At 61.7% G+C, this 26,132-nt stretch carries 21 protein-coding genes and 1 tRNA gene; 6 read left to right on the top strand and 16 right to left on the bottom strand.

The window, feature by feature from the left end:
- Positions 1-43 precede the first annotated feature (43 nt).
- From AC1DIJ_RS08630 to tesB, 5 genes are all read right to left on the bottom strand, one after another.
- Positions 44-712 (bottom strand): outer membrane lipoprotein carrier protein LolA, encoded by a 669-nt coding sequence (locus AC1DIJ_RS08630; protein WP_112385854.1) that lies wholly within the window; start codon positions 710-712, stop codon positions 44-46.
- A gap of 136 nt (positions 713-848) precedes the next feature.
- Positions 849-3,515 carry a DNA translocase FtsK gene (locus tag AC1DIJ_RS08625; protein WP_112385855.1) on the bottom strand — a complete coding sequence of 889 codons (2,667 nt, stop codon included), beginning with the start codon at positions 3,513-3,515 and terminating at the stop codon, positions 849-851.
- Positions 3,516-3,756: 241 nt separating this feature from the next.
- Entirely contained in the window at positions 3,757-5,127 is a 1,371-nt protein-coding gene (locus AC1DIJ_RS08620; protein WP_112385856.1) for an ammonium transporter, read from the bottom strand.
- Positions 5,128-5,155: 28 nt separating this feature from the next.
- Positions 5,156-5,506, bottom strand: a complete 351-nt coding sequence (locus tag AC1DIJ_RS08615; RefSeq protein ID WP_162698828.1) for a P-II family nitrogen regulator — start codon at positions 5,504-5,506, stop codon at positions 5,156-5,158.
- 210 nt (positions 5,507-5,716) lie between these two features.
- Complete coding sequence (gene tesB / locus AC1DIJ_RS08610; protein WP_112385857.1) at positions 5,717-6,601, bottom strand: acyl-CoA thioesterase II; 885 nt, start codon at positions 6,599-6,601, stop codon at positions 5,717-5,719.
- Between the two features lie 34 nt (positions 6,602-6,635).
- Here tesB and AC1DIJ_RS08605 point away from each other — a divergent pair, with 34 nt between their 5' ends.
- Positions 6,636-7,898 carry a ubiquinone biosynthesis hydroxylase gene (locus AC1DIJ_RS08605; RefSeq protein ID WP_112385858.1) on the top strand — a complete coding sequence of 421 codons (1,263 nt, stop codon included), beginning with the start codon at positions 6,636-6,638 and terminating at the stop codon, positions 7,896-7,898.
- Here the strand turns inward: AC1DIJ_RS08605 and AC1DIJ_RS08600 are convergent.
- From AC1DIJ_RS08600 to AC1DIJ_RS08585, 4 genes are all read right to left on the bottom strand, one after another.
- On the bottom strand, positions 7,895-8,083 hold the full coding sequence (locus AC1DIJ_RS08600; protein ID WP_112385859.1) for a Trm112 family protein: 189 nt from the start codon (positions 8,081-8,083) through the stop codon (positions 7,895-7,897). The genes AC1DIJ_RS08605 and AC1DIJ_RS08600 overlap by 4 nt on opposite strands.
- 9 nt (positions 8,084-8,092) lie before the next feature.
- Positions 8,093-8,764 (bottom strand): LON peptidase substrate-binding domain-containing protein, encoded by a 672-nt coding sequence (locus AC1DIJ_RS08595; protein ID WP_112385860.1) that lies wholly within the window; start codon positions 8,762-8,764, stop codon positions 8,093-8,095.
- A gap of 102 nt (positions 8,765-8,866) precedes the next feature.
- A complete protein-coding gene (trxA, locus tag AC1DIJ_RS08590) occupies positions 8,867-9,850 on the bottom strand; it encodes a thioredoxin (RefSeq protein ID WP_112385861.1) in 984 nt (327 codons plus the stop codon).
- A 58-nt stretch (positions 9,851-9,908) separates the two neighbouring features.
- Positions 9,909-10,418, bottom strand: coding sequence for a prolyl-tRNA synthetase associated domain-containing protein (locus tag AC1DIJ_RS08585; protein WP_112385862.1), 510 nt, complete (start codon positions 10,416-10,418; stop codon positions 9,909-9,911).
- 253 nt (positions 10,419-10,671) lie between these two features.
- On the opposite strand from AC1DIJ_RS08585, the gene AC1DIJ_RS08580 reads away from it, so the two are divergent.
- Positions 10,672-10,746: transfer RNA gene (locus AC1DIJ_RS08580), tRNA-Gly, on the top strand.
- Positions 10,747-10,915: 169 nt separating this feature from the next.
- Positions 10,916-12,247, top strand: coding sequence for a glucoamylase family protein (locus AC1DIJ_RS08575; protein WP_112385863.1), 1,332 nt, complete (start codon positions 10,916-10,918; stop codon positions 12,245-12,247).
- Here the strand turns inward: AC1DIJ_RS08575 and AC1DIJ_RS08570 are convergent.
- The 6 genes from AC1DIJ_RS08570 to AC1DIJ_RS08545 form a co-directional block, all read right to left on the bottom strand.
- Entirely contained in the window at positions 12,244-13,284 is a 1,041-nt protein-coding gene (locus AC1DIJ_RS08570) for an ABC transporter ATP-binding protein (RefSeq protein WP_112385864.1), read from the bottom strand. The genes AC1DIJ_RS08575 and AC1DIJ_RS08570 overlap by 4 nt on opposite strands.
- Complete coding sequence (locus tag AC1DIJ_RS08565; RefSeq protein WP_112385865.1) at positions 13,281-14,951, bottom strand: ABC transporter permease; 1,671 nt, start codon at positions 14,949-14,951, stop codon at positions 13,281-13,283. The genes AC1DIJ_RS08570 and AC1DIJ_RS08565 overlap by 4 nt, the downstream gene beginning before the upstream one ends.
- Before the next feature lie 63 nt (positions 14,952-15,014).
- Positions 15,015-16,028 carry an iron ABC transporter substrate-binding protein gene (locus AC1DIJ_RS08560; RefSeq protein WP_112386062.1) on the bottom strand — a complete coding sequence of 338 codons (1,014 nt, stop codon included), beginning with the start codon at positions 16,026-16,028 and terminating at the stop codon, positions 15,015-15,017.
- A gap of 144 nt (positions 16,029-16,172) precedes the next feature.
- Positions 16,173-17,162, bottom strand: a complete 990-nt coding sequence (locus AC1DIJ_RS08555; RefSeq protein WP_112386063.1) for an Ldh family oxidoreductase — start codon at positions 17,160-17,162, stop codon at positions 16,173-16,175.
- Between the two features lie 76 nt (positions 17,163-17,238).
- Positions 17,239-18,777: an L-piperidine-6-carboxylate dehydrogenase gene (gene amaB, locus AC1DIJ_RS08550; RefSeq protein ID WP_112444152.1), complete on the bottom strand. Its 1,539-nt coding sequence runs from the start codon at positions 18,775-18,777 to the stop codon at positions 17,239-17,241.
- Between the two features lie 21 nt (positions 18,778-18,798).
- Positions 18,799-20,082, bottom strand: coding sequence for an NAD(P)/FAD-dependent oxidoreductase (locus AC1DIJ_RS08545; protein ID WP_112385867.1), 1,284 nt, complete (start codon positions 20,080-20,082; stop codon positions 18,799-18,801).
- Positions 20,083-20,304: 222 nt separating this feature from the next.
- On the opposite strand from AC1DIJ_RS08545, the gene AC1DIJ_RS08540 reads away from it, so the two are divergent.
- The 3 genes from AC1DIJ_RS08540 (at position 20,305) to AC1DIJ_RS08530 (ending at position 22,787) form a co-directional block, all read left to right on the top strand.
- The gene (locus AC1DIJ_RS08540; RefSeq protein ID WP_112385868.1) at positions 20,305-21,195 is read left to right on the top strand and encodes a LysR family transcriptional regulator; all 891 of its coding nucleotides are present in this window, start codon (positions 20,305-20,307) and stop codon (positions 21,193-21,195) included.
- Between the two features lie 64 nt (positions 21,196-21,259).
- The gene (locus AC1DIJ_RS08535; RefSeq protein WP_112385869.1) at positions 21,260-21,496 is read left to right on the top strand and encodes an Lrp/AsnC ligand binding domain-containing protein; all 237 of its coding nucleotides are present in this window, start codon (positions 21,260-21,262) and stop codon (positions 21,494-21,496) included.
- A gap of 121 nt (positions 21,497-21,617) precedes the next feature.
- Complete coding sequence (locus tag AC1DIJ_RS08530; protein WP_477831375.1) at positions 21,618-22,787, top strand: glycosyltransferase family 4 protein; 1,170 nt, start codon at positions 21,618-21,620, stop codon at positions 22,785-22,787.
- Here AC1DIJ_RS08530 and AC1DIJ_RS08525 read toward each other — a convergent pair.
- Complete coding sequence (locus AC1DIJ_RS08525) at positions 22,784-26,089, bottom strand: alpha/beta fold hydrolase (protein WP_112385871.1); 3,306 nt, start codon at positions 26,087-26,089, stop codon at positions 22,784-22,786. The genes AC1DIJ_RS08530 and AC1DIJ_RS08525 overlap by 4 nt on opposite strands.
- Positions 26,090-26,132: the final 43 nt, after the last annotated feature.

Here is a 26,132-nt window from a genome sequence, read left to right as displayed (position 1 = left end):
GGACAAAGCCGGGCGTCGCTTCAATGGGATGAGATCGGCGGGGTCAATCGCGCGAGGCGGCCGTCCCAGGAATGCTTTCGTAAGGCACCCGGAACACCTTGTCGTCGAACTGCACGCCGGTCTTGACGTTGAACACCATCACGGAGGTGTCCTTGCCCTGGTTGTCGGTGATCGTCCACTGGCGGAGGTCGTAGGTCTTCGGATCGAACATCATGGTGATCGTCGAATTGCCGAAAACGGTATTGTTGCCAAGCGCGATCGTCGTCAGGTCCGACTCTTCCTTGACGCTCTTCACCGAACCATCGCTGAGATTGATCTTCTGTGCCAGCAGCAGGCTGAGCGGCGTCTTCGACAGCGGATAGAGGTTCCAGGTCTTGAGCTTCAGATTGCCGATCGCGACATTCTTGCCGTCGGCGATCACCCGGATCGGCGACGGGTCGTCGTAGTTGAAGCGCAGCTTGCCGGGCCGTTCGATGAAGAACTTGCCACCCGTCTGCTCGCCGCGCGGACCAAACTGCACGAACTCGCCCTGCATGGTACCGACGCTCGAAAAATGGTCGGCGATCGCCTGTGCCGTCGAAGAGCCCGCGGCTGCCGCCTGAGCAAAAGCATTGAACGGTAATGCGGCCGACAAGGCGCCGAGCGCCATCGCGCCCAGCATATGGCGGCGCGTCAGCGAAAAGCCGTTCAGGAATGAATCGGAGTTGTTCATCTAGGTCTCCTTTATGCGACCTGCTTGCTGCCGAAAGGCGGCGTCTTCATGGCGCAGACGCATAGCTGCGAGAGGTAACGTTTTCGAGGCGATCAGGTTTCCGTGAAGCCGTTGCCTCGAAAGATTTTTTCGCGCGTCAGCGATCGAGTATATCACTTTCCGTCGGAACGAGGATCTCGCGTTTACCAGCATGGTTGGCGGGACCGATGATTCCTTCCTGCTCCATACGCTCGATCAGCGATGCAGCACGGTTATAACCGATGCCGAGACGGCGCTGAACATAGGACGTGGATGCCTTGCCATCGCGCAGCACGATGGCCACCGCCTGGTCGTAGGGATCGTCGGAATCGGCAAGATTGGAGGTGCCGGCCGGGCCGCCACCGTAGTCACCGTCTTCGTCGTCGTCGGCCGTGATCGCATCGAGATACTGAGGCGCGCCCTGCGTCTTCAGGAACGAAACGATCTCCTCGACTTCCATATCGGCCACGAACGGGCCGTGGACACGCTGGATGCGGCCGCCGCCGGCCATGTAGAGCATGTCGCCCATGCCGAGCAGCTGTTCTGCGCCCTGTTCGCCAAGGATGGTGCGGCTGTCGATCTTCGACGTCACCTGGAAGGAGATGCGGGTCGGGAAGTTCGCCTTGATCGTACCGGTGATGACGTCGACGGACGGACGCTGCGTCGCCATGATGACATGGATACCAGCGGCACGCGCCATCTGCGCCAGACGCTGCACCGCGCCTTCGATATCCTTGCCGGCGACCATCATCAGGTCGGCCATTTCGTCGATGATGACGACGATATAGGGCATCGGCTGCAGATCGAATTCTTCCGTCTCGTACATTGCTTCGCCGGTATGACGATCGAAACCGGTCTGGACGGTACGCGAAATCTGCTCGCCCTTGGCAAGCGCCTGCTCGACGCGGGCATTGAAGCCGTCGATATTGCGGACGCCGATCTTCGACATCTTCTTGTAGCGCTCTTCCATCTCGCGGACGGTCCATTTGAGCGCAACGACGGCCTTCTTCGGATCGGTAACGACGGGCGACAGCAGATGCGGGATTCCGTCATAGACGGAGAGTTCCAGCATCTTCGGATCGATCATGATCAGGCGGCACTGTTCCGGCGTCATCCGGTAGAGCAGCGACAGGATCATCGTGTTGATGGCGACGGATTTACCGGAACCGGTGGTACCGGCGACCAGCAGATGCGGCATCTTGGCGAGGTCGGCGATCACGGCTTCGCCGCCGATCGTCTTGCCGAGCGCCATGGCGAGCTTCGCCTTGGATCCCTCGAAATCACGCGAGGCGATCAGCTCGCGCAGATAGACGGTCTCGCGGGTCGAATTCGGCAGTTCGATGCCGATGGCGTTGCGGCCCGGCACGACGGCGACGCGGGCAGCGATCGCGCTCATCGAGCGGGCAATATCGTCGGCAAGGCCGATGACACGGGACGACTTGATACCCGGAGCAGGCTCCAGTTCGTAGAGCGTGACGACGGGGCCAGGACGGACATGGATGATCTCGCCCTTGACGCCGAAATCTTCGAGAACGCCTTCGAGCATCCGCGCATTCTGTTCAAGGGCATCGGCGGACAGCGTGCTGTCGCGGACGACATTCTTCGGCTCGGCCAGAAGATGCATCGGCGGCAGCTGGAAGCCTTCCGGACGGATGAAGCTGCCCTGCGATTCGCGGTCAAGACGCGCACCTGGCTTCGGGCGGGATGCTGCAGGCGTCACCCGCGGCTCCTGCTTGCCGCCGGAACGCGCCGGGGCGCGCATCATCCAGCCATCCTCGTCGTCATCGGGAAGGATATCGGCGGGGCGAGGCGGCATGTCGGTGTCAAACGCATCATCGTCGTCATCGTCATCGAGCGAGATCGACGGCGCGGAGACGATACGGCGCTGCGAGGCCGCACCCACATCCATCGACGGGTCCATGCGCTCCCCGCGACCGCTAGGCGCCTTGGCGCGCACCGGCTCGTTGAGCTTGCCAAATTCGTCATCGTTGAAATCGTAGGGCGATTCGAAGTCGCTCTGGCGGCGCTTGCGCGGACCCATGCCGAAGAGCCGGCGCATACGCGCCTGGCTCATGTACCAGGCATGTGTCAGGGCGCCGAAGGCAAGCCAGCCGCCTTCATCATCGCCATCATCCTCATCGGCTTCGCCAACCGAACGGGCCTTGGAACGCGTTTCGGTAAAGTCCTCGGCAATATCGTCATCTTCTTCGGTGCGACCAACCAGACCGGCCGCAAACAGCATCATCCAGACGGTCGGCACCGCGAAGACGCAGCCGACGGCGGTTGCGAATGTTCCGGTCGGATAGGCGCCGACGAACAGCGCCGGGAAGCGCAGAATCATGTCGCCGATGACGCCGCCGATACCGTTCGGGATCGGCCAGGTCAGTGGTGGCGGAAAGCAGCCGATGACGGCAGAGGAAAGCACCGAGCCGAGCGCCCACGCACCGCCGCGCGCCGGGATGCGGCTGATATGACGGCCGGAGATCATCGCCAAAGCCCAGGCAACGACTGGCAGAAGAGCAATGACGCTAGCAAGTCCGAAGAACTGCATCGCCAGATCGGCAAAGGCAGCGCCGCTATAGCCGAGGATGTTGCTCGGCGCATTGCCGGTTGCGTAGGAATAGCTCGGGTCGGCGACGTTCCATGTGGCCAGCGCCGCAACGGCAAGCGCCAGCATGAGGAAGATCGCAAAGCCTAGTAGAGCCTGCGCCTGCCTGAACAGGAACCCTGAAAGGGAGAAACGGTCCGGCCGGCTATCGATCGCCGGCGACGTGCTTCTTGCCATATGTCCTACCGTCCATGTGCTGCGGCGCGAATCGCTCGCGCAATTCACGCAGAATGCGTCTCTTCCACCTAACCAGAGGACGGTTAAAGCGGTGTTAACCATGACATCAGGGTATTAGTATGTTGAAAATAAAAGGGCCCGAACCTTGGAAGGTCCGGGCCAAAATGCGGTCTATATTTTCGATAGGCCGCGACGGGCTGTTCAGCGGCGCCCTTTTTTGCCGGGCGCCGCAATCCCTTGATTACGAGTGGTAGGCAGCTTCGCCGTGGGTCGCGAGGTCGAGACCTTCGCGCTCGGCTTCGACGGCAACACGCAGGCCGACGATGAGGTCGACGACCTTGTAGAGGATCGCCGAACCGACGCCGCACCATACGATGGTGGTGGCGATAGCCGTCAGCTGGGTGACGACCTGGCCGCCCATCGTTACACCTTCGGCATAACCGACGCCGCCGAGCGACGCGCTGGCGAAGATGCCGGTGGCGATAGCACCGAACATGCCGCCGACGCCGTGAACGCCGAAGACGTCAGCCGTGTCGTCATAGCCGAACTTGTTCTTCACGACCGAGACGAAGAAGTAGCAAAGCGGCGAAACGATCAGACCCATGACGATCGCGCCCATCGGGCCGACGATGCCGGCAGCAGGCGTGATGGCAACGAGACCAGCGACCATGCCGGAAGCGCCACCGAGCATCGATGCCTTGCCGCGCGTAAGCGTTTCGACAATCGCCCAGGAGATCACGGCAGCAGCGGTGGCAACGAAGGTGTTGACCGTTGCGAGCATGGCGCCGCCCGAAGCTTCGAGGTTGGAGCCGGCGTTGAAGCCGAACCAGCCGAACCAGAGCATCGAGGCACCGACCATGGTCAGCGTCATCGAATGCGGAGCCATCATGTCTTTGCCGTAGCCGGTACGCTTGCCGACCATGATCGCGCCGATCAGACCGGCAACGCCGGCGTTGATGTGAACGACCGTGCCGCCTGCGAAGTCCAGCGCGCCCATCTTGAAGAGCAGGCCGTTGGCGTCCCAGACCATGTGAGCGATCGGGAAGTAGACGAAGGTTGCCCAGAGCGCGCAGAACAAAACGACTGCCGAGAACTTGATGCGTTCGGCAAAGGCGCCGACGATCAGGGCAGGCGTGATGGCGGCGAAGGTCATCTGGAACATCGCGAAGATGAACTCAGGAATGACGACGCCCTGCGAGAAGGTCGCAGCCGTCGTGTCCTTGGTGACGCCGGCAAAGAACATCTTGGCCGTGCCGCCCCAATACGGGCTTTCCGAGCCGCCGAAGGCGAAGGAGTAGCCATAGATGACCCAGATCAGCATCAGCACCGCAGCGACCATCGTGCACTGCATCAGAACCGAAAGCATGTTCTTGGCGCGAACGAGACCACCGTAGAACAGTGCTAGGCCAGGCAGGATCATGAAGAGAACCAGCAGCGTGGAGATGAACATGAAGGCGGTGTCGCCCTTGTCGGCGACCGGAGCAGCAGCAGCGGCAGCAGCCGGAGCGGCCGTCGTCGCGGCGTCCTGAGCAAAAGCAGCGACCGGCGCCAGAAGCGCAGCCGATGCAGCGCCGAACCGCGCAAATGTGGAAGAAAACTTCGAAATTGACATTGGTAAAAAGCTCCTTGCTCAGCGGTTCTTAGAGCGCTTCGGTATCGGTTTCGCCCGTGCGGATGCGGACGGCGTGGTCGATGGAGTAGACGAAGATCTTGCCGTCGCCGATCTGGCCGGTCTTGGCCGACGATGCGATGGCTTCGACCGCCTTGTCGACGATCTCGGTGGCGACTGCGATTTCGATCTTGAGCTTCGGCAGGAAGCTGACCGCATATTCGGTGCCGCGATAAATTTCAGTATGTCCCTTTTGGCGCCCGTAGCCCTTAACTTCGGTCACGGTCAGGCCTTGGATGCCGATCGCGGTGAGGGCTTCGCGGACCTCATCGAGCTTGAACGGCTTGATAATGGCCATCACAATTTTCATCTGGTTTCCCATCCTTCGTTATCCTCGGCACGGAGCCGACTCTCCTTGCCGCTGACGTTTGCGAGCAGCGACCGGGGATATACATTCAAGGGGCGTGCCAGATTCGAGGCGCGTTATAAGTTATTGAAAAGTAAAGGCGATATCGAGGGATGCCAATTTTGAGGCATTTGACGGCGCAATAAAAGCTTAAATAATGCGCAAAACTGCGAATATGCACATTATTTATTCATCTGCCTTTTTCCGAATCAACCCCTCCTGGGCGACCGACGCAATCAGAACACCCGACCGCGTAAACAGGCTACCGCGGGTCAGCCCGCGCGCACCCGAGGCAGAGGGGCTATCCTGGGTGTAGAGTAGCCAGTCGTCAAATTTGTCCGGCCGGTGAAACCACATGGAATGGTCGAGGCTTGCGACCTGCAGCGTCTGATCGAAAATCGACATCCCATGCGCATAAAGCGATGTGTCGAGCAGCGTCATGTCGGAGAGGTAGGCGAGCACCGCTGCCTGATAGAGCCGGTCATCTGGCACCGGTCCTGTCGCCCTAACCCAGACGTCCTGGCGTGGCTCCAGCTTCTCGCTCGAGAAATAATGCGTCAGCGAGACCGGCCGGATCTCGATCGGCCGCTCGCGCTCCCAGTATTTGCGGATCGCAGCCGGCGCATGCGCAAGGTACTGGTCCTTGATCTGCTGTTCGCCGAGAAGCTTTTCCGGCGGCGGCACATCCGGCATTCCGGCCTGGTGGTCGAAGCCTGGCTCCTCGATCTGAAACGAGCAGGAAAGCGCGAAGATCGCCTTGCCGTGCTGGATGGCGACAACGCGCCGCGTGTTGAAGCTCGATCCGTCGCGAATGCGCTCGACCTGATAGATGATCGGCACCGAAGGATCGCCTGGACGCATAAAATAGGCGTGCAGCGAATGCACGATCCGCCCGGGCTCGATCGTCCGCTGCGCCGCCATCAGCGCCTGGCCGATCACCTGCCCGCCGAAAACGCGCTGCCAGCCGACCTGCGGACTGCGACCGCGAAAGATGTCGATTTCGATCGGCTCAAGATCGAGCGTCGCGAGAAGGGTTTCCATGGCGGTCGGTTTTGCCGCAGCTGCGGTCATTTGCTTGCCCCCGGCAGTAGGAAGTAAGGGAGCGATGATCTATATAGATCGCGATTGTATTCACAAGGCTGAGGAGTGGGCGATGCTTGATATGCTGGTTGTTGGCGGTGGCTATGTGGGCCTGTCCGCGGCGGTGGCTGTCAAGCAGGCGGCGCCGCATCTTGATGTCGCCGTCGTCGAGGCTGCACCCGAGCATGTCTGGCAGAAGGATATGCGGGCATCCGCCATCATCGCCGCCGCCGCAAAGATGCTGGAGGTTTTCGGCATCTGGGAGAATATCCGCGGCGAGGCCCAGCCGATCACCAAGATGATCGTTACCGATTCCAAGACGTCGGATCCCGTTCGTCCGGTGTTCCTGACCTTCGACGGCGAGATCGAAGATGGCCGCCCCTTTGCGCATATGATCCCCAATGCGGTGATGGTCCGCGAGCTGCGCGGCGTCTGCGAGCGGCTCGGCATCGAGATCCGCCATGGGCTGAGCGCCACCGGGCTGAAGACCGGCGAAAATAACGCGACGGTGGAGCTGTCGGATGGCAGCAGCATCGAGGCGCGCCTCGTGGTCGCCTGTGACGGAGTGCGTTCCAAACTGCGCGACCTCGCCGGCATCAAGACCGTCAGCTGGGATTACGGGCAATCCGGCATCGTCGCCACCGTCGAGCACGAGCGGCCGCACAATGGCTGCGCCGAGGAGCATTTCCTGCCCTCCGGACCCTTCGCCATCCTGCCGCTGACCAACAATCGCTCGTCCCTCGTCTGGACCGAACGCACCAGCGATGCGAACCGCCTCGTCGCCGGCGACGATCTGATTTTCGAGGAAGAGCTGGAGCGCCGCTTCGGCCACAAGCTCGGCGCGCTGAAGGTGATCGGCGTCAAGCGCGCCTTCCCGCTCGGGCTGACGCTTGCGCGGTCTTTTGTGGCACCGCGCTTCGCGCTTGCCGGCGATGCCGCCCACGGCATTCACCCGATATCGGGCCAGGGCCTCAATCTCGGCTTCAAGGATGTCGCAGCGCTTGCCGAAACCATCGTCGAAGCCGACCGCCTCGGCCTCGATATCGGTTCGATCAACATTCTGGAGCGCTACCAGACCTGGCGCCGCTTCGACACGTTCCGGATGGGGGTAACGACGGATGTTCTGAATCGGCTGTTCTCGAACGATGTGACGCCCATCCGCATCGCCCGCGATGTCGGCCTTGGCATCGTCGATCGGCTGCCCGGTCTGAAGTCGTTCTTCATCGGCCAGGCGGCAGGAACGACCACCAAAACCAATCCGCGCCTTCTGGCCGGTGAAGCGATCTAGTCGTCCAGCCTTCGGGCCTCGGAAACCAGCATGATCGGGATCCCGTCGCGGATCGGATAGGCAAGCCTCGCCTTTTCCGAGACCAGCTCATTGAGCTCCCGGTCATAGCTCAGCCTGCCCTTCGTCAACGGGCATACAAGCAGCTCCAGAAGCTTCGGATCGACGCGGCTGAGTTTTTCGTCCATTCCGGTTGCTTACTGCAAAACCGTGTCGGAGTCACCGAAGACCCGCGCCAGCACGATCTCGGTAATGGCGATCAGTGTTTCCGCCCGCGTTTTCAGGTCGGGCGCCTCCAGCAGCGCCTGCTTTTCGGCCGGGCCGAAGGGCGACATCATGGCCAGCGAATTGACGAGCGTCAGATTGCTCGCGCGCTCGACGCTGTCCCAATCCGCTTCCAGCTTGTTGGCATCGAGATAGGCCCTGAAGGCCGAAAGAAGCGCCGAGCGATCGACGGCATCCTCCTCGTCACGCGCCGAAAGATCGGAAATGAACGGTGCGATCCGGAAGGTGCGAAACGGCTCGTGCGTCACCTTCTCGCCAATCAGCCGGAAGCGGCAGATGCCGGTCAGCGAGACGATATAGCGGCCATCGCCGGTCTCTGCGAAAGAGGTGATCCGGCCGACACAGCCGACGGGTGCGAGATTGCACTCGCCGCTCTTGTCATCGGTCTCGACGAGAGCCGGCTGCACCATGCCGATCAGCCGGTTTCCGGCCATCGCCGCATCGAACATGGCGAGATAACGCGGCTCGAAAATGTTTAAGGGGAGTTGCCCGGTCGGCAGGAGGAGAGCGCCGGTCAGGGGGAAAACAGCGACGGTTTCCGGCAGATCACCGGGTTTCAAATATCTCGCATTCCCGACTTGCATGAAATTTCGTCCCGCATTCTTCAGGCAGGAAAAATCGGAGCCCTTGCCATCCCTTTTGAATGTGGTGCCCCTGCTCAAAAACGCAAGGGCACCCGCATCAAGTTAGGAGAACAGCATCGCCGAAAGCTTGCGCCGCGCGGCGATGGTTGCCGGGTCCTTGAAGCCCCAGACATCGAAGAACTGCAGCAGCTGGCGCCGCGCGCCGTCGTCGTCGAAAGTGCGATCCTTGCGCATGACCGTCAGCAGATGCTCGGCCGCCTCGTCACGGCGCCCCTCGACGTTGCGGATCTTGGCGAGCTTCACCCGTGCTTCGTGGTCATCGGGATTACCGGCAAGCACCTGCTCCAGCGCAAAGGGGTCGCCGAGCTTGCGGGCTTCCTCGATCTGGTCGAGCTTCTTGAGAACGGCCTGGATACCAGCATCCTTGGAAAGTTCCCCGGGCAGATCGGTCAGCGCCTCGCGGGCGCGCTCATGCTGGTTGGCGGCAATCATGCATTCCGCCATGCCGGCAAGCGCCTTGGCATTTTCCGGATCGGCCTGCATGACCGCGCCATAGAGCTGCGCCGCGCCGTTGACATCGCCCGAAGCCAGAAGACCGGCTGCCTCTTCGAGCACAGCTTCGATCTCGGCGGCCTGATCGGCACCGGCAGGACCGGCCAGGCGATCGATGAACTGGCGCACCTGGCTCTCCGGCACAGCGCCCATGAAGCCGTCAGCCGGACGGCCGCCGACGAAGGCGATGACTGCGGGAATCGACTGGATGCCGAGCTGGCCGGCGATCGACGGATGATCGTCGATATTCATCTTCACCAGCTTCACCCGGCCCTGGGCCTCGTTGACGACCTTTTCCAGAACCGGCGTCAGCTGCTTGCACGGGCCGCACCACGGCGCCCAGAAATCGACGAGAACCGGCTGGTTGCGAGAATCCTCGATGACGTCTTTCGTGAAATTCGCCGTCGTCGTGTCCTTGATATAGCTGCCCGCTGCCGCCGGCGCGGAAGCAGCCTGCGGCGCACCGCCGCCATAGGTCGCCGTTGCCGACATCGTGCCGTAGGACGTGCTGTAGGGGTTGTCGTTGCCGCTCATAGGTATCTCCCGCCAATGCCGGTCGCGCCCGGCTTATTTCTAGCGCTAAAATCGTATGTCAGGCCGTGACTTTCAAGACAAGCGGCTTGTGACCCGTCGCTTCCATGAAGCGGATGAGGTCGGCGCTAGCAATGGAGGTCGTCGCATCGTTGGAAAGCGGATGGCAGTTGACGATCTCTTCCTTCATCAGATCGGCATCGAGAACGAAGGTGACGTTGCTGCCGGTATCGTTGATCGCCCCGAACGCAGTGACCGATCCCGGAATCACGCCCAGATATTCCATCAGCTTTTCCGGCTTCCCGAACGAAACCTTGCTGGCAGCACCGATCAGCGTGTGCACCGTCTTCAGATCGACGCTCGCATGCTCCTCGACGGTCAGCAGAAAGAACTGGTCCTTCTTGTCCTTCACGAAGAGGTTTTTCGTATGGCCGCCTGGAATCTCGTCGCGCAACGACACCGATTCGGCAACGGTGAAAACCGGCGCATGATCCTTCGTGGCATGCTGGATGCCGATCTCGTCGAGAAAGGCAAAAAGCTCGTCGCGGGTCTTCGGCTTCGTATCGGTCATTGCGCCATCCATTTCACAAAAATTGCGGGCAGGCGCTTTGATTAAGTCCGGGCCTCAGCTTTTGCAATGCGCGCGATCGACCCTTTCGCCCGGATTTGCGGCATTTTCAGAAGTTTTTCCAAAGGCTTACAATTTTTCTTCGCCTCTCCGTCATTTCCCTGTTGCATTTGAAAATCGTTTGGGCGATATAGCGCCCGTCGCCGCAAGGTGGCGCCCACGGTCCTCACAACTACCACAGGCCATGGGATTATGAGCGGGTGTAGCTCAGTGGTAGAGCACAACCTTGCCAAGGTTGGGGTCGAGGGTTCGAACCCCTTCGCCCGCTCCAAACTTCCTCCAGGACACAAAATTGAAGACAAAGCGCTACAGCGCGCAGCCGGTCTTCGCCCTGTTCCCAGCCGACGATCCATTCAAGCCGCACACCGCCTTTCAAAAAGGTTTGATTTGCGCGCAACGCGTTGCCATGTTGAAGCAGGGCGAAAATGAATGGTTTGAGTATGCTGCAACGACTCGACGATACGGATGCTGCGCTGATCGACAGGCTGCAACAATCCGCCTTCAACTACTTCCTGAAACACACGAACCCTGACAACGGGCTTGTCGCCGACACGTCGGTCGATGGTGTGCCGTGCAGCATCGCTGCCGTCGGCTTCGCGCTATCGTCCTATACGGTCGCCGCCGAACGCGGCTGGCTCACCCGGGCGGCAGCGGTTGAGCGGACACTGGCGACCGTGCGGTTCTTTGCCGGAAGCCATCAGGGCCGGGAACGCCACGCGACCGGTTATCGCGGCTTCTATTACCACTTCCTGCACATGGATACCGGCCACCGCGCCTGGAACAGCGAGCTGTCGACCATCGACACGACGTTGCTCGTCGCCGGCATGCTGACGGCAGCCGCCTATTTCGATGGCGCCGATGACAGCGAGCGGGAAATCCGCGATCTGGTGAAAACCATCTACGAGCGCATCGACTGGACCTGGGCGCTGAACAAGGGCCAGACCATCTCGATGGGTTGGAAGCCCGCCAGCGGCTTCCTCCGCTGGCGCTGGCAGGGATATGACGAGGCGGTGCTGCTCTATACGCTGGCGCTCGCCTCGCCCACCCACCCGATCCCGCAGTCAAGTTACGACGCCTTTACCTCAAGCTATTCCTGGATGCTCCACAAGGATCAGGCCTATCTTTATGCCGGTCCGCTGTTCATCCATTTTTTCTCGCACGCCTGGATCGATTTCCGCGGCATCCAGGACCGCCCGATGGCGGCGCGCGATTGGGACTATTTCCGCAACACGCAGGTTTCGATCGCTGTGCAGCGCGATTACGCCGTGCGCAATCCCGGGCATTTCGTCGGATACAACAAGGACGTTTGGGGATTGTCGGCGTCCGATGGCCCGCCGCCGAGCCGCCATATGCGTGGCGGACGCCATCCGAAGGTGCTGGGATATGCGGCGCGCGGCGCGCCGCTCGGGCCTGACGACGGCACGATTGCGCCCTGGGCAGCACTCGCATCGCTTCCCTATGACCGTCAGGCGGCGATAGACGGCACCAAGGCCCTGCTCGATACCTATCCCGATCTCATCTACGAAGGCCGCTTTCCGGGCGGCTTCAATCCGACCGTGAAGACCAAGCGGCCCGAAGGCTGGGTGGACGACCGCTGCGTCGGCATCGACCAGGGCTTGCTGGTGATGACGATCGAAAACGACCGCTCGGATTTCATCTGGAGCCTGATGCGGCAATCGCCGGTCATTCGCCTCGGCCTCGAGCGCGCCGGCTTTACCGGCGGCTGGCTGGAACAGAGCGATGAAAGCGATGTGAGCCGAAAGACAGCTTAGCGGACGCTGAGAACGTGGGCCTTGCCGGCGATATCGAGACGGACGCGATCGCCGGTCTCCGGCAGAGCAACGCTCGACGTCTTGATGAGAATGGGCGGCAGCGCCACGCCTTCCAGCGAGACGGCGACCGTGCAGGTCGCGCCACCGAACTCCACTTCGACCACCCGCCCGTGATAGGCAGGCTGGCTGTCATCGGGAACGACGCGGATCTGCTCGGGCCGCAGCATGATCTCGGCCTTGCCCTGATGATCGCCATCGACAGCAACCTTGCCCAGCGCGCAATCGGCAAAGCCGTTGCGGACGATGGCAGGCAGCATGACGGCATCGCCCAGAAACAGCGCTGTCTCGCGATCTCTCGGCTGCAGATAAAGCTTCTGCGGCGAACCCGCCTGTACCAGCTTGCCATCGCGCAGCACCGCCACTTGATCGGCAAAGGACAGCGCCTCGCCCTGATCGTGCGTGACGAGAATGGTGGTGATCCCGGCCGCCTGCAACACGCGGGCAACGGCCTTGCGCATGTTTTCGCGAAGACCGGTATCCAGCGCCGAGAACGGTTCGTCGAGCAGCATCAGCCGCGGCTTGCGGCCAAGCGCACGCGCAAGGGCGACGCGCTGCTGCTGGCCGCCTGACAGCTGATGCGGGCGGCGCGTCAGCATGTTGCGGTCAAGCTCGACCATATCGAGTAGCTCGAGAATCCGCTTGTCGCGATCGGCAGCACCCCGTTCGAAGCCGAAGCCGATATTGTCGGAGACGCTCAGATGCGGAAACAGCGCCCCGTCCTGCGAGACGATGCCGATGCCGCGCTTGTGGGCGGGCACGGCCGACGGGCCATTGGCAAGGACTTCGCCATCAAGGCAAACCTTGCCCTGATCCGGACGTTCGAAACCGGCAATCAGCCGCAGAAGCGTGGTCTTGCCGGAACCGGACGGTCCGACGACCGCGGTGCGGCTGCCGGCCGGCACATCCAGCGACACATTGTCGAGCGCCGTTACCGGGCCGTAGCGCTTGCTGGCGGATTGGATCGAGAGCAGCGTCATTGTCCGGCAGTCCGTTTCGATTGAACGTAGAGAAGCAGCGTCAGCGGCAGCGACAGGATGATCATCATCACAGCATAGGGCGCTGCGGAGACATAATCGATCTCGCTGGTCAGCGACCAGAATTTCGTCGACAGCGTTTCAACGCCGTTGGGCGACAGCATCAGCGTTGCCGTCAGCTCGTTGGTGATGCCGAGGGCGACAAGCGCGATGCTGGCGGCAAAGCCGGGTGCGGCGAGCCGCATGGTGATCTGGCGAACGGCCTGGGCCGGTGTGCGGCCAAGGCCCATCGCCGCCCGCTCCAGCTCCACTGGCGCCTGCGCGATGCTGGCGCGCAGGCCAACCATGGCGCGCGGCAGGAACAACAGAACATAGGCGACGGTCAGCGTCGCGAACGTCTGGTAGAGCGGCAGCACGAGGCGGACGGTAATCGTCACCAGTGCCAGCGCCACGACGACGCCGGGCAGCGAGCCGACATAATAGTGGCAGGCTTCGAGGAAGCGCTGGAAGCGTCCGGGAGCCCGCACGGAGAGCCATGCCATCGGTACGGCAGCGATCGTCGTCAGAATGCCGCCGGCGACCGCAAGCACGATCGTCTGCAGAAAAGCATTGCCTACAGTATCGATACGCCAGATCTCCGCACCGCCGAGATAGAGCCAGCGCCCGAGCGTCACCAGGGGAACACCAAGCGTCAGGACAGCAACGACGACGGGGAGCAGAATGGCCGGGACGACGAACCATCCGAGCCGGCGACGGTCGGCCGGGCGCGCCGAACCGGAACCGACCCGCGCGTAACGCTCGTTGCCGCGAACCAGAATTTCGAGACCGAGCAGGAACAGGCAGCAACCAACCAGCACGCCGCCCAGCATGTTGGCGGCCGGGCTGTTATAGGCCGACTGGAACTGATCGACGATCGCCGTCGCGAACGTGTCGAAACGGATCATCACATAGAGCCCGTATTCCGACAGCAGATGGAGCGCGATCAGCAGCGAGCCGCCGCAGATTGCCAGCCGCAACTGCGGCAGCACAGTCCGGAAAAACACCCGCCAAGGGTTAAGCCCAAGAGAAGCCGCCGCATCCTCGATCGCCGGATCAAGCCGCCGGAGCGCGGCTGCCACGGGCAGATAGAGAAACGGATAGTAAGCGAGAACCGAAACGAAGACGCCGCTTTCCAGCCCGCGCATGCCGGGCACCAGGCTGATCCAGGCATAGCTGTGCACGAAGGCGGGAACTGCAAGCGGCGCGACCGCGAGCCACGACCACAGGCGCGAAAACGGAATATCCGTCCGTTCGGTCAACCAGGCGAGCGTCACCGCAAGCGCAATCGATAGCGGGATCGTCAGCGCTTCGAGAAGCACCGTATTGACCATCAGCTCGCCGACACGCGGGCGGAAGACCAGCGCCTTCACCGTGTCCCAGCCGACGTCATAGGTGATCCACGCGATGAAGCCGAGTGGCACGAGGCTGAAGGCAGCGACGACCGTTGCGAAGACGACGACGGAAGCGTGCGGCATGCGCCCGCGAAGGGAAGCGATTGTGCTGACCGGCGCTTCATTGCCGGCAAGGCCGGTCACGAGCGATCTGTTGTCTTGCAGCAAGGCCGACGCCTTTGTGACGCTGAAAAAGGAAGGCAACCGCCTCGTCAGGAAGCGGTTGCCATGATTGATCATGCCCTAGGGTTTTCTTGAGCCAAAAGCAATAGTTTTGACTCCCGAGTCCTGCGGCAGATGGGCTTAGATGAGGCCGGCGGCCGTCATCATCTCGACGACCTTCTTGCTGTTCAGCTCGGAGGCTTCGACCTTCGGCGCGTTCAGCTCCTTGAGCGGAACGAGCTTGGCGTTGGATTCGCCGCTGACGGAATATTCATAGGAGGTGCCGTCCTTGAGGATGGCCTGGCCTGCCTTGCCGGCGATGAACTTCAGGAACGCCTGGGCTTCCTTCATGTGCTGCGTCGACTTGAGGATACCGCCGCCGGAAATCGAGACGAATGCGCCCGGATCCTGGTTCTTGAAATAATGCAGGCCGACATTGGCGCTGTTTTCAGCGGTCTTCGCCTGATCGCCGAACCAGTAATAGTGATAGATGATCGCGCCTTCGACTTCACCGGCATTGACTGCCTTCAGCGCAACGCTGTTGCCCTTGTAGGGCGTCGCGTTGTCCTTGAGGCCTTTCAGCCAGGCAGCGGTCGCTTCCTCGCCCTTCAGTTGCAGCAGCGCGCTGACGATTGCCTGGAAATCGGCGCCGGCAGGAGCAGCACCCCAGCGGCCCTTCCAGGCCGGGTCGGCGAGGTCGAGCATCGACTTCGGCAGCTTGTCTTCGGTCAGCTTGCGCTTGTCATAGGCAAATACCGTCGAGCGGGCAGCAATACCCGTCCACATGCCGTCAGCAGGGCGGTATTCGGGCGGAACCTGATCCAGCGTCTCCTTGTCGACGGGTGCGAAGAGGCCGGCGCCATCGACCAGCGTCATCGCAGGCGAGTTTTCGGTGAGGAACACGTCAGCCGGCGAGGCGTCGCCTTCCTGGATGATCTGGTTGGCGAACTGCATGTCGCTACCCTGGCGCATGGTGACCTTGATGCCGGTCTCCTTGGTGAAGGCATCGATCCACTCGCGACCGAGGCTTTCGTGCTGCGCGTTATAGACGACGATACCCTCGTCCTGAGCGTAAGCACCGGAAGCGAGCGAGGTTGCGGCCAGAAGCGACGCGGCAAGCGCCAGCGCAGAACGGCGCGTGATGGAATTGGTCATGATGCCCTCCATGGCATTGGCACCCTGCTGGGGGTGTGGGGTGCTGCGCGGCACCCTATATTTTTCCTGACTTCAATTTTCAAGTTTGCTTCACGAGACCGCGATCACAAATACTTGAAATTATTGATCAAGTTTAGAACGATTCTACACCGCAGCGATGTCCGCGATCACGTCATCATCGACATCGATACCGTTTTCGATCGCCGCCCGGCGTGCATTTTGCCCACGCCGTCCCGGCAGACGGACGCCTGGATCGGACGAGATTTCATTGACAAGCTCCGTCAGCCGCGCTGCCGCGAATGCGCCGCCGCCGGCTTCCGGATTGATGACGATGATCATCTGGCCGAGACCCGGAGCCGCACCCTTGTCGTCGAAAAGCGATGTCGATTCATAGGAGAAGTTGGCACCGGTCAGCGGCGCGGCCAGGATCTCGACCATCATTGCCAGCGCAGCCCCCTTGGCTTCGCCCGACGGCACCATCGTGCCATCCAGGGCTGCCACGGCATCCGTGGTCGGCTGGCCATCGCGGTCGAAAGCCCAGTCGGCAGGGATCGGCACACCCTTCTGACGCGCGGCCATGATCTTGCCGCGGGCAACGCGCGAAAGCGCCAGATCGATGACAACAGGGTCCTGCCCGGTCACCGGCGCCGCGAAGGCAATCGGATTGGTGCCAAACAGCGGCTTGCGCCCACCCCATGCGGCCATCGCTGCGGTCGCATTGGCAACCATGATGGCGACAAGACCGGCTTCTGCGAAACGCTCGACCGTCAGCGCCAGAACGCCGGCGTGATGAGAGCGCCGGATGGCCGCCATGGCAATCCCCTGCGCCTTCGCCATGTCCGTGAGAACCGGCACGGCAAGATCAAATGCCGGATAGGCATAGCCATGGCAGGCATCGACCTGGATGACCGAAGGATAGGGCTGATAGAGGATCGGCCTGGCGATGCCATCGACCTTGCCGGACTTAGCCTGGGCAGCATAGGCGGCAACACGCCGGAGCCCGTGCCCGCTCTGCCCGGCTGCCTCGGCGGCAACCAGCGCACGCGCCACAGATCGCGCATTGCCTTCTTCGACCCTGCTTCGTTTCAACGCCTCGATAACCAGCGTTTCGGCAGCGGCGAGCGTCAGATGCATGGGAAGAACCTTGGCGGAAAACAAAAGGGCGACGACGGTGTTACGTCATCGCCCCCGATGCTGCAATGCGGCCGCCTTATTCGACGTCGAACTTCACGCCCTGCGCCAGCGGCAGCGTCTTGCCGTAATTGATGGTGTTGGTGGCGCGGCGCATATAGGCCCGCCAAGCGTCCGAACCGGATTCGCGGCCGCCACCTGTTTCCTTTTCACCGCCGAACGCACCGCCGATTTCGGCGCCCGACGGGCCGAGATTGACGTTGGCGATACCGCAATCCGAACCGCGCGCCGAAACGAAGGTTTCCGCCTCGCGCATATCATTGGTGAAGATCGACGAGGAGAGGCCCTGCGGCACGGCATTATGCAGTTCGAGAACCTCATCAAAGTCGCTGTATTTCATGACGTAGAGGATCGGCGCGAAGGTTTCATCGACAACAGGACCCGTCTGCGACGGCATCTCGACCAGAGCAGGGCGAACGTAGAAGGCTTCGCCAGCGCCGTTTTCGACACGTTCGCCACCGGTGATCTTGCCACCCGCTGCATTGGCAGCAGAGAGAGCCGACTGCATTTTTTCGTAGGCAGCCCTGTCGATCAGCGGTCCAACCAGCGTGCCGTTCTCCAGCGGGTTGCCGATGGTCACCGAGCCATAGGCCTTCTGCAGGCGCGGAACGAGCTTGTCATAGACGCTGTCGTGGACGAAGAGGCGGCGGAGCGTCGTGCAACGCTGACCGGCCGTGCCCATCGCCGAGAAGGCGACACCGCGCAGCGTCAGGTCGAGATCGGCAGTCGGGCAGATGATCGCGGCATTGTTGCCGCCAAGCTCGAGGATGGCGCGGGCAAAGCGCTGCGACAGACGCGGACCGACAGCGCGGCCCATGGCCGTCGAGCCGGTTGCCGAAACGAGCGGAACCTTGGGGTGATCGACAAGGGCTTCGCCGACATCCCGGCCGCCGATCAAGAGCGTTGCCAGATTGGCCGGCGCCGAGCCACCTTCGGCGACGAAACGCTTCAGCGCCTTCTCGAACAGCGCCTGCGTGGCCAGCGCCGTCAGCGGCGTCTTTTCCGACGGCTTCCAGACGACCGAATTGCCGCAGACAAGTGCCAGCGCTGCATTCCACGACCAGACAGCAACCGGGAAGTTGAAGGCCGAGATGATGCCCACGACACCAAGCGGGTGCCAGCTTTCCATCATCCGGTGCTCGGAGCGCTCGGTGGCGATCGTCAGGCCGTAAAGTTGACGGGACAGACCGACGGCGAAATCGCAGATGTCGATCATTTCCTGGACTTCGCCAAGACCTTCGGAGGTGATCTTGCCGACTTCGATCGAAACGAGGCGGCCGAGCGCGCCCTTGGCGGCGCGCAGCTCCTCGCCGAGCAGACGGACGAGCTCGCCGCGCTTCGGCGCCGGGACCGCTCGCCATTCGGCGAAAGCCTTGTGAGCGGCGTCGATCGCCTGCTTGGCGCCGGCAACACTATCTTCTTTCAGGGCACCGATTTCCTTGCCTGTGACCGGCGAGGTGACGCGCAGCGTTCCGCCGGTATAGCGGGCGGCATCGACGCCGAGTTCGGAAAGCAGCTTCTTGGTTTCGGCTGCGAGGTCGAGGCTAGCGATGGTCATGTGTTTCCAACCTTCTTGTTCTTAAAAACGCGCATCGGCGAAGTGGGCAACCTGGGCGCCGGCTTCGTACCACATTTCCTTCAGCGCCCGGAACCCCGGCTCGCGCGGATCCGTCAGCGGCAAGGGCAGCTCGGCCTCGCTGATGCGGCCAAGAATATGCTCGGCGAGCGTCCGGCCGAAAACCGTGCCAGGGGCAATGCCGCGGCCATTATAGCCCGAGAACCCGACGACGTTATCGGCAAACTTGTGAAACCTGGGCAAGGCATTGTCGGTCATGCCGATCTTGCCATACCACTCGCATTCGAACTCGACCTCGCCGATCTGCGGGAAGAGCTTGCGCAGAGAACGCTGCGCCCAGCCCTTGTGGACGGCGGTACCAGTATTGCGCAGCGCCCCGACGCTGCCGAAGACGAGACGGCCTGCCTGATCCATGCGGAAGGAGGAGAGGATTTCCTTGGTATCCCACACGCCTTCGCGGCCGGGCAGGATCGACTTGCGCAGATTGTCGCCAAGCGGCGTGGTCGCGAGATTGAAATAGGGAAGATGAACCTGTTCGGTGCGCACCTGTTCCCAGGGGCCGGTGCTATAGGCATCCGTCGCAACGATGATCCAGTCAGCGGTGACGGTCCCCTGTTCGGTGCGGACGACCCATTTCCCACCCTGACGCTCCGTCGCAATCACTGGGCTTGCCGTGTGCAGGGAAACACCGGCTTGCACTGCAGCTCGCGCCAGCCCACGGGCATAGGCGAGCGGCTGCAGCGTTCCGGCTCGCATGTCCAGAAGCGCTCCGGCATAGGCATCGCTACCGATCCGGCGCGCCGTCTCCGCTGCATCCAGCACGGTCACAGGCGCACCCCGCTTGCCCCACTGCGCCGCCCGGTTCTCGATCTCCTTCAGTCCCTCGGAGCCGACCGCGCAATGCAGAGTTCCGTTCGTTTCGAGCTCGCAGGAAATGTCATGCTTGGCGATCAGCTCCATCACCAGACGCGGCGCATTGCCCAGCATGTCGAGCAGCCGCTCGCCATGAACCGGCCCGAGCACACCGGGAAGATCATCCGGCATCACCCACATGCCGGCATTGATCAGACCGACATTGCGCCCGGCGCCGCCAAAGCCGATTTCCTTGGCTTCGAGAAGAACGACCTTGCTGCCGGCCTCCGCCAGATGCAGCGCCGAAGAAATCCCGGTATAGCCGCCGCCGACGACCACCACATCGGCCTGCACGGATGCGGTCAGCGGCGCGGTTGCGGGCGGCTGGGGAGCAGTCTTTTCCCAAAGTCCATGCGAGCGCGGATCATTCAGCATCGGTCAATCCATCCAAAGGCGAAACCGCCGTTAATCTAGCGCCGCGACGGCAACCGCGAAAGCACTCTCCGATGCCTTCATAGCAGGCATCTCACCGCGAATGGATGGTTTCCATCAGGCCACGAGTTCATTCCGAATATGCGCGACAGATTTCTTTACAAACCGGTTTTTACCGTGAATATCGACGTTTCGGAAACAGGTCATTCTGAAATGGACTGAACCATGCTCGCATCCCGCCGCTTCCTGCCCTCGATATCGCTGCTCGCGGCCTTCGAGGCCACTGCCAGAACCGGCAGCGTCACTGCCGCCGCCCGCGAACTCGATCTGACGCAGAGCGCCGTCAGCCGGCAGATCAAGGCTCTGGAAGAGCAGCTGGGCGTCGAGCTCTTCCTGCGCGAACGCCAGACCGTCCGGCTGACGCTGGCAGGCGACGGCTATGCGAGGGAGATACGCGAAGCGTTGCGCCGCATCTCGAGTGCCTCGCTGAACCTGCGCGCCAACCCCTATGGCGGAACGCTGAACCTCGCCATTCTACCGACCTTCGGTACCCGTTGGCTGGCGCCAAGGCTCGGCCGCTTTCTCAGCCAGAACCCCGGCGTCACCATCAATCTCGTTACCCGGCTCTCGCCCTTCGATTTCCGCCTCGATTCGATCGACGCCGCCATCCATTTCGGCCATCCCCATTGGCCCGGTGCCGAACTGACGCTGCTGATGTCGGAGAAGACGGTTCCGGCCTGCAGTCCGCAATTTCTGAGGGATCACGGCATCGGCAAGGCCCATGATTTGCTGGACGTGCCGCTGCTGCATCTGACAACCCGGCCGGATGCCTGGGAGGCATGGTTTGCCGAAAACGGCGTTGCCTTCCAGAGCCTTCACGGCATGCTCTTCGACCAGTTCGCCACCGCGGCCCAGGCGGCCGTCGCCGGGCTTGGCGTTGCGCTGCTGCCGACCTTCCTCATCCAGGACGAGCTCAAGCGCGGCGATCTCGTCGCTGCCATCGATGGAGAAATCGAAAGCCGCGAGCGCTACTATCTCGCCCACCCTTCCGAACGCGCCGATTATCCGCCGCTTGCGGCCTTTCGTTCATGGATCGAGACCGAAGCGAAGTCTTGAGCTTGCATCATGGGAGCGGTTTCGCGCATTATGTGCGCAAACATTCACTCCGCAGGAAATCCCCATGAAGCCCATTTTCGTCCAGCTCCAATGCGCCCCCGGCAAGACCTACGAGGTTGCCGACGCCATCTACCAGACGGAACGTGTTTCTGAGCTCTATTCGACCAGCGGCGACTACGACCTGTTGATGAAGGTCTATATCGAAGAAGGCCAAGACATCGGCAAGTTCATCAACGACAACATCGCCAATATCCCAGGTATCGTCCGCTCTCTGACGACGCTGACCTTCAAGGCATTCTGACCTCCAGGATTAACTCTCTTCCGGAAGATTTCCCGCTGCCGGGCGCTCCGTAAACCGGGCCTTAAGGCGATCCGGTATCTCGTCCGGCACTATGGCACGGCTCGTTCCGGGATCAGGGAGCATGATATTGGACGCAACGGCAAAGCAGGCAGATTCAGCACCGCTGATCGTCCATGTCGTGCGCCAGTTTCTGCCGAACCGCGGCGGGCTCGAAGATGTCGTTGCTAACCTGGCCCGCGAGACCGTCAAGCGGGGCTACCGCGTCCGGGTCGTGACGCTCGACACGCTGTTCACGGCGCGCGACCGCAAGCTTCCCCCGCATGAGATCATCGACGGTATCCACGTCGTGCGTATTCCCTGGTCCGGCAGCACCCGCTATCCGATCGCACCGCAGGTCTTGCGCCATCTCGCCGACGCCGATCTCGTCCATGTCCACGCGATCGATTTCTTTTTCGACGCGCTGGCACTCAGCCGCGTCCTGCACCGGAAGCCGATGATCGCGACGACGCATGGCGGCTTCTTTCACACGCAGAAGCATGCGGCCCTCAAGAAGATATGGTTCCAGACGCTGACACGGTTTTCGGCGATGAACTACAAGCGTGTCATCGGCTGCAGCGCCTCCGATATCGCTCAGTTCTCGCAGATCGCCGGCAATACCGTGCTGATTGAGAACGGCGTCGATATCGGCAAGTTCGCAGACAGCGCATCACGCCAGCCGCACCGCCGGATCGTCACCATCGGCCGCTTCTCGGTCAACAAGCGGCTCGACCATCTTCTCGATGTCATGCAGGTTCTGGCCGCCCGTGATCCGGAATGGCATCTGGATATCGTCGGCTCGGAATCGGATCTGAAAGGCGCCGATCTCACGCGCGAGATCGCGGCCCGCGGCCTCGATCGTGCGGTCGGCCTTCATGTCGGCATCGCCAATCCGGAGATACGGTCTCTGATCTCGGCGGCATCGCTCTTCGCCTCAGCATCCGAATACGAAGGCTTCGGCCTCGTTGCGCTGGAAGCGATGAGTGCCGGCCTCTATCCGGTTCTGAACCGCAATGCTGCCTATGTGGCACTAGCCGAACGCAAGATGCCGCTGTCGATTGCCGACTTCAGCGATCAGGAAAATGCAGCGGCCGCAATCGAACAGGCCTTCGCGACGATTGCAGCCGAACCGGCGGCAATGCGCGATGCGCTGATCGCTGCCGCCAGACCCTATTCATGGGATCACGTCGCCGGGCTCTATATCGATCTCTACAGATCGCTCGGTATCCCGGCTTTCCAGCGGATTGCCGCTTAAGCTTTCGCCAGCTTGGCGATCTCATCCAGCACGATCCGGCGCGATTCCAGCGGCGTCAGATTGTGGTCGGCATCCTCAAGCATGACGAGACGCACGTTCGGATAGCGCGACAGCTTGCGGCCGCCCGGACCGAAGTGGAAATACATGTGGTCGAGGCCGACATCCGCTTCGCTGTAGATCAGCGTCAGCGGCACGTTACGCTTGCCGAACGATGCGAAGGCCTGTTTCACCTCGCGCGCCACATGCCCCTTGTGCGGCAGCAGCTCGATCAGCGGCGCGAAGCGATGCGAAACCCGGCGACCGAGGGCGATGAAGATGTTCTGGAAGGCCGCCTTCACATCGACCTGACCACGGAAAAGCCGCTTCACGGTCTCGATGTTCATCAGCCGCTGGCTGTAATCGTCGACGCTGCGCGGCACCGAGACGACATGCTCCTTGGCGACCTGAACGGCGGGGTCCCAATAATAGACGAAAGGATTGATCGAGACGACCGCCTTCAGACGCTCATCGGCAATACCGGCACGGAAGGCCACATAGCCCCCGCTGCAGCGCCCGGCAACCATCACGGGGCCAGGAACATGGGTCTCCAGGAGATCGAGCGCCGAGACAGCGTCGTCGATCTGCGTCTGCGAATAAAGAATCTGATCCGGTGCATCAGGACGCGGAACGCTGTCGCCAACATTTGCGGAATCGAAGCGCAGAGACGTCACGCCTTGGCGTGCAAGCTCGCGCGACATGTCGACAATCGCCCGGCCCCAGCCGGCGTGGCGGTCATAGGCAGTGGTGAGGAACATCACCGAATTGCCCTTGGATGCCCCAACTGGCCGGCTGATGACGCCGACGAGATGGTGATGCGCACCGAAACGCACCGGCACTTCTTCAAAGCCATCGCCGTGCAGGATCTGGTTTTCGGCGGGAACCACCGAATTTGCCGCCGTGGCATCCGGCACCGTGTTCGTCTCGATCCAGCGCGTCAGTTCAGCAACGACACGCATCGGCGTCTTCGCAAACAGCGGATTGGTCGCCAGCTCGTCATACCCCTCGAACACAGTCTCGTCGACGGTCGCGCCGAGTGATCTGAGGGCAGTGGCAAAGCTGGAATCGCCGACGCGCGACGGGTGCTCGAAGATCACATAATGCGATGCAGCCAGGCTCTCCGGCGCCGTCAGATTGAGCTTGCGGATTTCCGCGGCAATCGCTTCAGGCATGAACAGACCGGCGATCGTTACCTGATCGGCCGGAGCGTGTTCCTTGCTGAGGCCTAGATCGGCGTGAATAATTTTCGCCCACATGTTCAATTCGCGCAGATAGCCACGCCCGCTGAGAACCGGCGCCAGCATCGCGACGCCACTGACGCCTGGGATCGTCGCGCCGATACGCTGCACCAGCGCGGCGCCGATCCCCTGGGCGATCAGGATGATCTGGTCGCAACCGCTTAGCGATTTCAGCTCTTCAGCCGCAGCACGAACCGATGCTTCCCAGCTGGAGAGCGTTGCCGGCTGCTTGCCGAAATCAAGTGCGTCGCCGGTGCCCAGATAATCGAAGCGAAGGCTGGGAACGCCGATATCCGAAAAATGCTCGGCAGCGACGCGATAGAACTTGCGGCTGCACATCTCCTCGAAGCCCCAGGGGCTGACGAAGAGGACGGCGGAGGACCGCTTGGTGACGGCAGGATTTTCCGGCATGAACAGCCCGATCGTGCCATCGAAGGCAACCGGGAAGGCGGCGCTGCGGCCGGCACCTTCAGCCGGCTCGTGAACGGCCTCGGTTGGCTTTTTCTGATCATTCTCCGACTGCAGCGGCGCGATGAATTGCGCGGCCTTCAACGCCGGGCCGCGCAACGCAGACGGCACCTTGCTGAGGATCGAGCGAATGACAATTGCGTCTTGTCTCGGAATGACCTTGAGAAGTTTGAGTGCGAACAGATAGGCGACACCGCCTGCGATGATCGCCAGCACCAGGCCAACAGGATTGTGGACGAGCTCAAGGACCGCGAGAGCCGCCAATGCACAAAGCACGGCCGCCACCGTCACCTTCGCGAGGCTGACATAGAGGGTCGAAAGCTGACTTCCAAAGCCGGTCTGTTTGATCATGATCACGCACATCACGACAAAAACAGCGATGCGAACGACCGCAGCGCCTTCCGCCGCAAAAGTAGGCACCAGGAGTAAACAACCGCCTACCATGACAAGGCCACCAATCACACTGGTCTTCAGGCGATCGCGCACCCGGTCCATGGACAGCAGGTAGAGGCTGAGGATCTGCATGAAGGTGTAGGCAGGGGCGGCCAACGCCAGAAGCATGACGACGGGACCGCTCGGGCGGAAGGCTTCGCCGAACACGCTGACAACGAGAACACCCGAGATCGCCGCCAGTCCAAAGCTCATCGGCATGATGATATAGGCCATGCTGCGGGTGACCGCGGCGAAGACCTCGACGGGCAGCGTCGAATCCTTGCTGTTGTGCCGCTGCTCCGAATAATAGGGCAGCAGGCTGCCGGTCATCTGGATCGGCAGCTGCAGGGCGATATTGGCGACCGACAGACCGATCGCGTAGTAGCCGACCATCTCGACCGACCAGAATTGCTGCAGGAACAGCAGTTCGAGGCGATTGATGAAGACGGAATCGATCAGGAACTGCGTCGATATGATCACCGACGACGAGGCGAGAACGCTAAGTGAAATATCGCATCTGTCCCGCTTAGTGAGCAGGATCGGCATGGTCGCGACGAAAAACACCAATTGGCCGAGCGCATAGCCGATCAGCACGCCCTCGACGCCGTAAAGCACCGCGCCGATCGCGACGCCACCGAGCTGAAGAATCGAAACGCCAACGGTCAGCTTGAAGAAATCGCCGAGGCGCTTTTCGCCGATCAGGTAGAATTTGACGAAAGAGCCGATCGCCTGAATGAAGAACAGCGCGCCTGTCACCATCGCCACCGACGGCGCCGTTTCGGCCCAATGCATCTCTTCCGACGACAGGAAGAAGATGCCGTAGAGCCCGAGCAGCACCACCGTCGAAAACAGCATGAAGGTGACGAGGATCGAGGCAAAGCCCATGCGGCGCTTGCTGTCGTAGCCTTGCACATTCAATTGCGGCAGCGTCTTCAGAAGCGTTATGCTGGAGCCCAGTTCGGCAATTGACGCGCCGGTGACCACAAGCCAGAGCGAAAAGGCAACGATGCCGTTTGCCTCCGGGCCAAGCAGGCGGGCGGTGATGATCGACGATGCAAAACCGGTCGCCAGCAGCAGCATACCCGCAGCCGCGTTCATCACCGAATTCGCTATGATCCCGTTCGACATCCGTCTCTTTCCATTGGCTTCTCAGCCATGTCTAATGTGAAAC

This window comes from Rhizobium sp. 10N427, from assembly GCF_056394605.1.
This window is presented reverse-complemented; position numbering and strand designations above follow the sequence as displayed.

Bases quoted from the DNA above. Each gene is read 5' to 3' on its own strand.
- AC1DIJ_RS08630 (WP_112385854.1), bottom strand. From the start codon at position 712: ATGAACAACTCCGATTCATTCCTGAACGGCTTTTCGCTGACGCGCCGC.
- AC1DIJ_RS08625 (WP_112385855.1), bottom strand. From the start codon at position 3,515: ATGGCAAGAAGCACGTCGCCGGCGATCGATAGCCGGCCGGACCGTTTC.
- AC1DIJ_RS08620 (WP_112385856.1), bottom strand. From the start codon at position 5,127: ATGTCAATTTCGAAGTTTTCTTCCACATTTGCGCGGTTCGGCGCTGCA.
- AC1DIJ_RS08615 (WP_162698828.1), bottom strand. From the start codon at position 5,506: ATGGGAAACCAGATGAAAATTGTGATGGCCATTATCAAGCCGTTCAAG.
- tesB (WP_112385857.1), bottom strand. From the start codon at position 6,601: ATGACCGCAGCTGCGGCAAAACCGACCGCCATGGAAACCCTTCTCGCG.
- AC1DIJ_RS08605 (WP_112385858.1), top strand. From the start codon at position 6,636: ATGATCTATATAGATCGCGATTGTATTCACAAGGCTGAGGAGTGGGCG.
- AC1DIJ_RS08600 (WP_112385859.1), bottom strand. From the start codon at position 8,083: ATGGACGAAAAACTCAGCCGCGTCGATCCGAAGCTTCTGGAGCTGCTT.
- AC1DIJ_RS08595 (WP_112385860.1), bottom strand. From the start codon at position 8,764: ATGCAAGTCGGGAATGCGAGATATTTGAAACCCGGTGATCTGCCGGAA.
- trxA (WP_112385861.1), bottom strand. From the start codon at position 9,850: ATGAGCGGCAACGACAACCCCTACAGCACGTCCTACGGCACGATGTCG.
- AC1DIJ_RS08585 (WP_112385862.1), bottom strand. From the start codon at position 10,418: ATGACCGATACGAAGCCGAAGACCCGCGACGAGCTTTTTGCCTTTCTC.
- AC1DIJ_RS08575 (WP_112385863.1), top strand. From the start codon at position 10,916: ATGCTGCAACGACTCGACGATACGGATGCTGCGCTGATCGACAGGCTG.
- AC1DIJ_RS08570 (WP_112385864.1), bottom strand. From the start codon at position 13,284: ATGACGCTGCTCTCGATCCAATCCGCCAGCAAGCGCTACGGCCCGGTA.
- AC1DIJ_RS08565 (WP_112385865.1), bottom strand. From the start codon at position 14,951: ATGATCAATCATGGCAACCGCTTCCTGACGAGGCGGTTGCCTTCCTTT.
- AC1DIJ_RS08560 (WP_112386062.1), bottom strand. From the start codon at position 16,028: ATGACCAATTCCATCACGCGCCGTTCTGCGCTGGCGCTTGCCGCGTCG.
- AC1DIJ_RS08555 (WP_112386063.1), bottom strand. From the start codon at position 17,162: ATGCATCTGACGCTCGCCGCTGCCGAAACGCTGGTTATCGAGGCGTTG.
- amaB (WP_112444152.1), bottom strand. From the start codon at position 18,777: ATGACCATCGCTAGCCTCGACCTCGCAGCCGAAACCAAGAAGCTGCTT.
- AC1DIJ_RS08545 (WP_112385867.1), bottom strand. From the start codon at position 20,082: ATGCTGAATGATCCGCGCTCGCATGGACTTTGGGAAAAGACTGCTCCC.
- AC1DIJ_RS08540 (WP_112385868.1), top strand. From the start codon at position 20,305: ATGCTCGCATCCCGCCGCTTCCTGCCCTCGATATCGCTGCTCGCGGCC.
- AC1DIJ_RS08535 (WP_112385869.1), top strand. From the start codon at position 21,260: ATGAAGCCCATTTTCGTCCAGCTCCAATGCGCCCCCGGCAAGACCTAC.
- AC1DIJ_RS08530 (WP_477831375.1), top strand. From the start codon at position 21,618: ATGATATTGGACGCAACGGCAAAGCAGGCAGATTCAGCACCGCTGATC.
- AC1DIJ_RS08525 (WP_112385871.1), bottom strand. From the start codon at position 26,089: ATGTCGAACGGGATCATAGCGAATTCGGTGATGAACGCGGCTGCGGGT.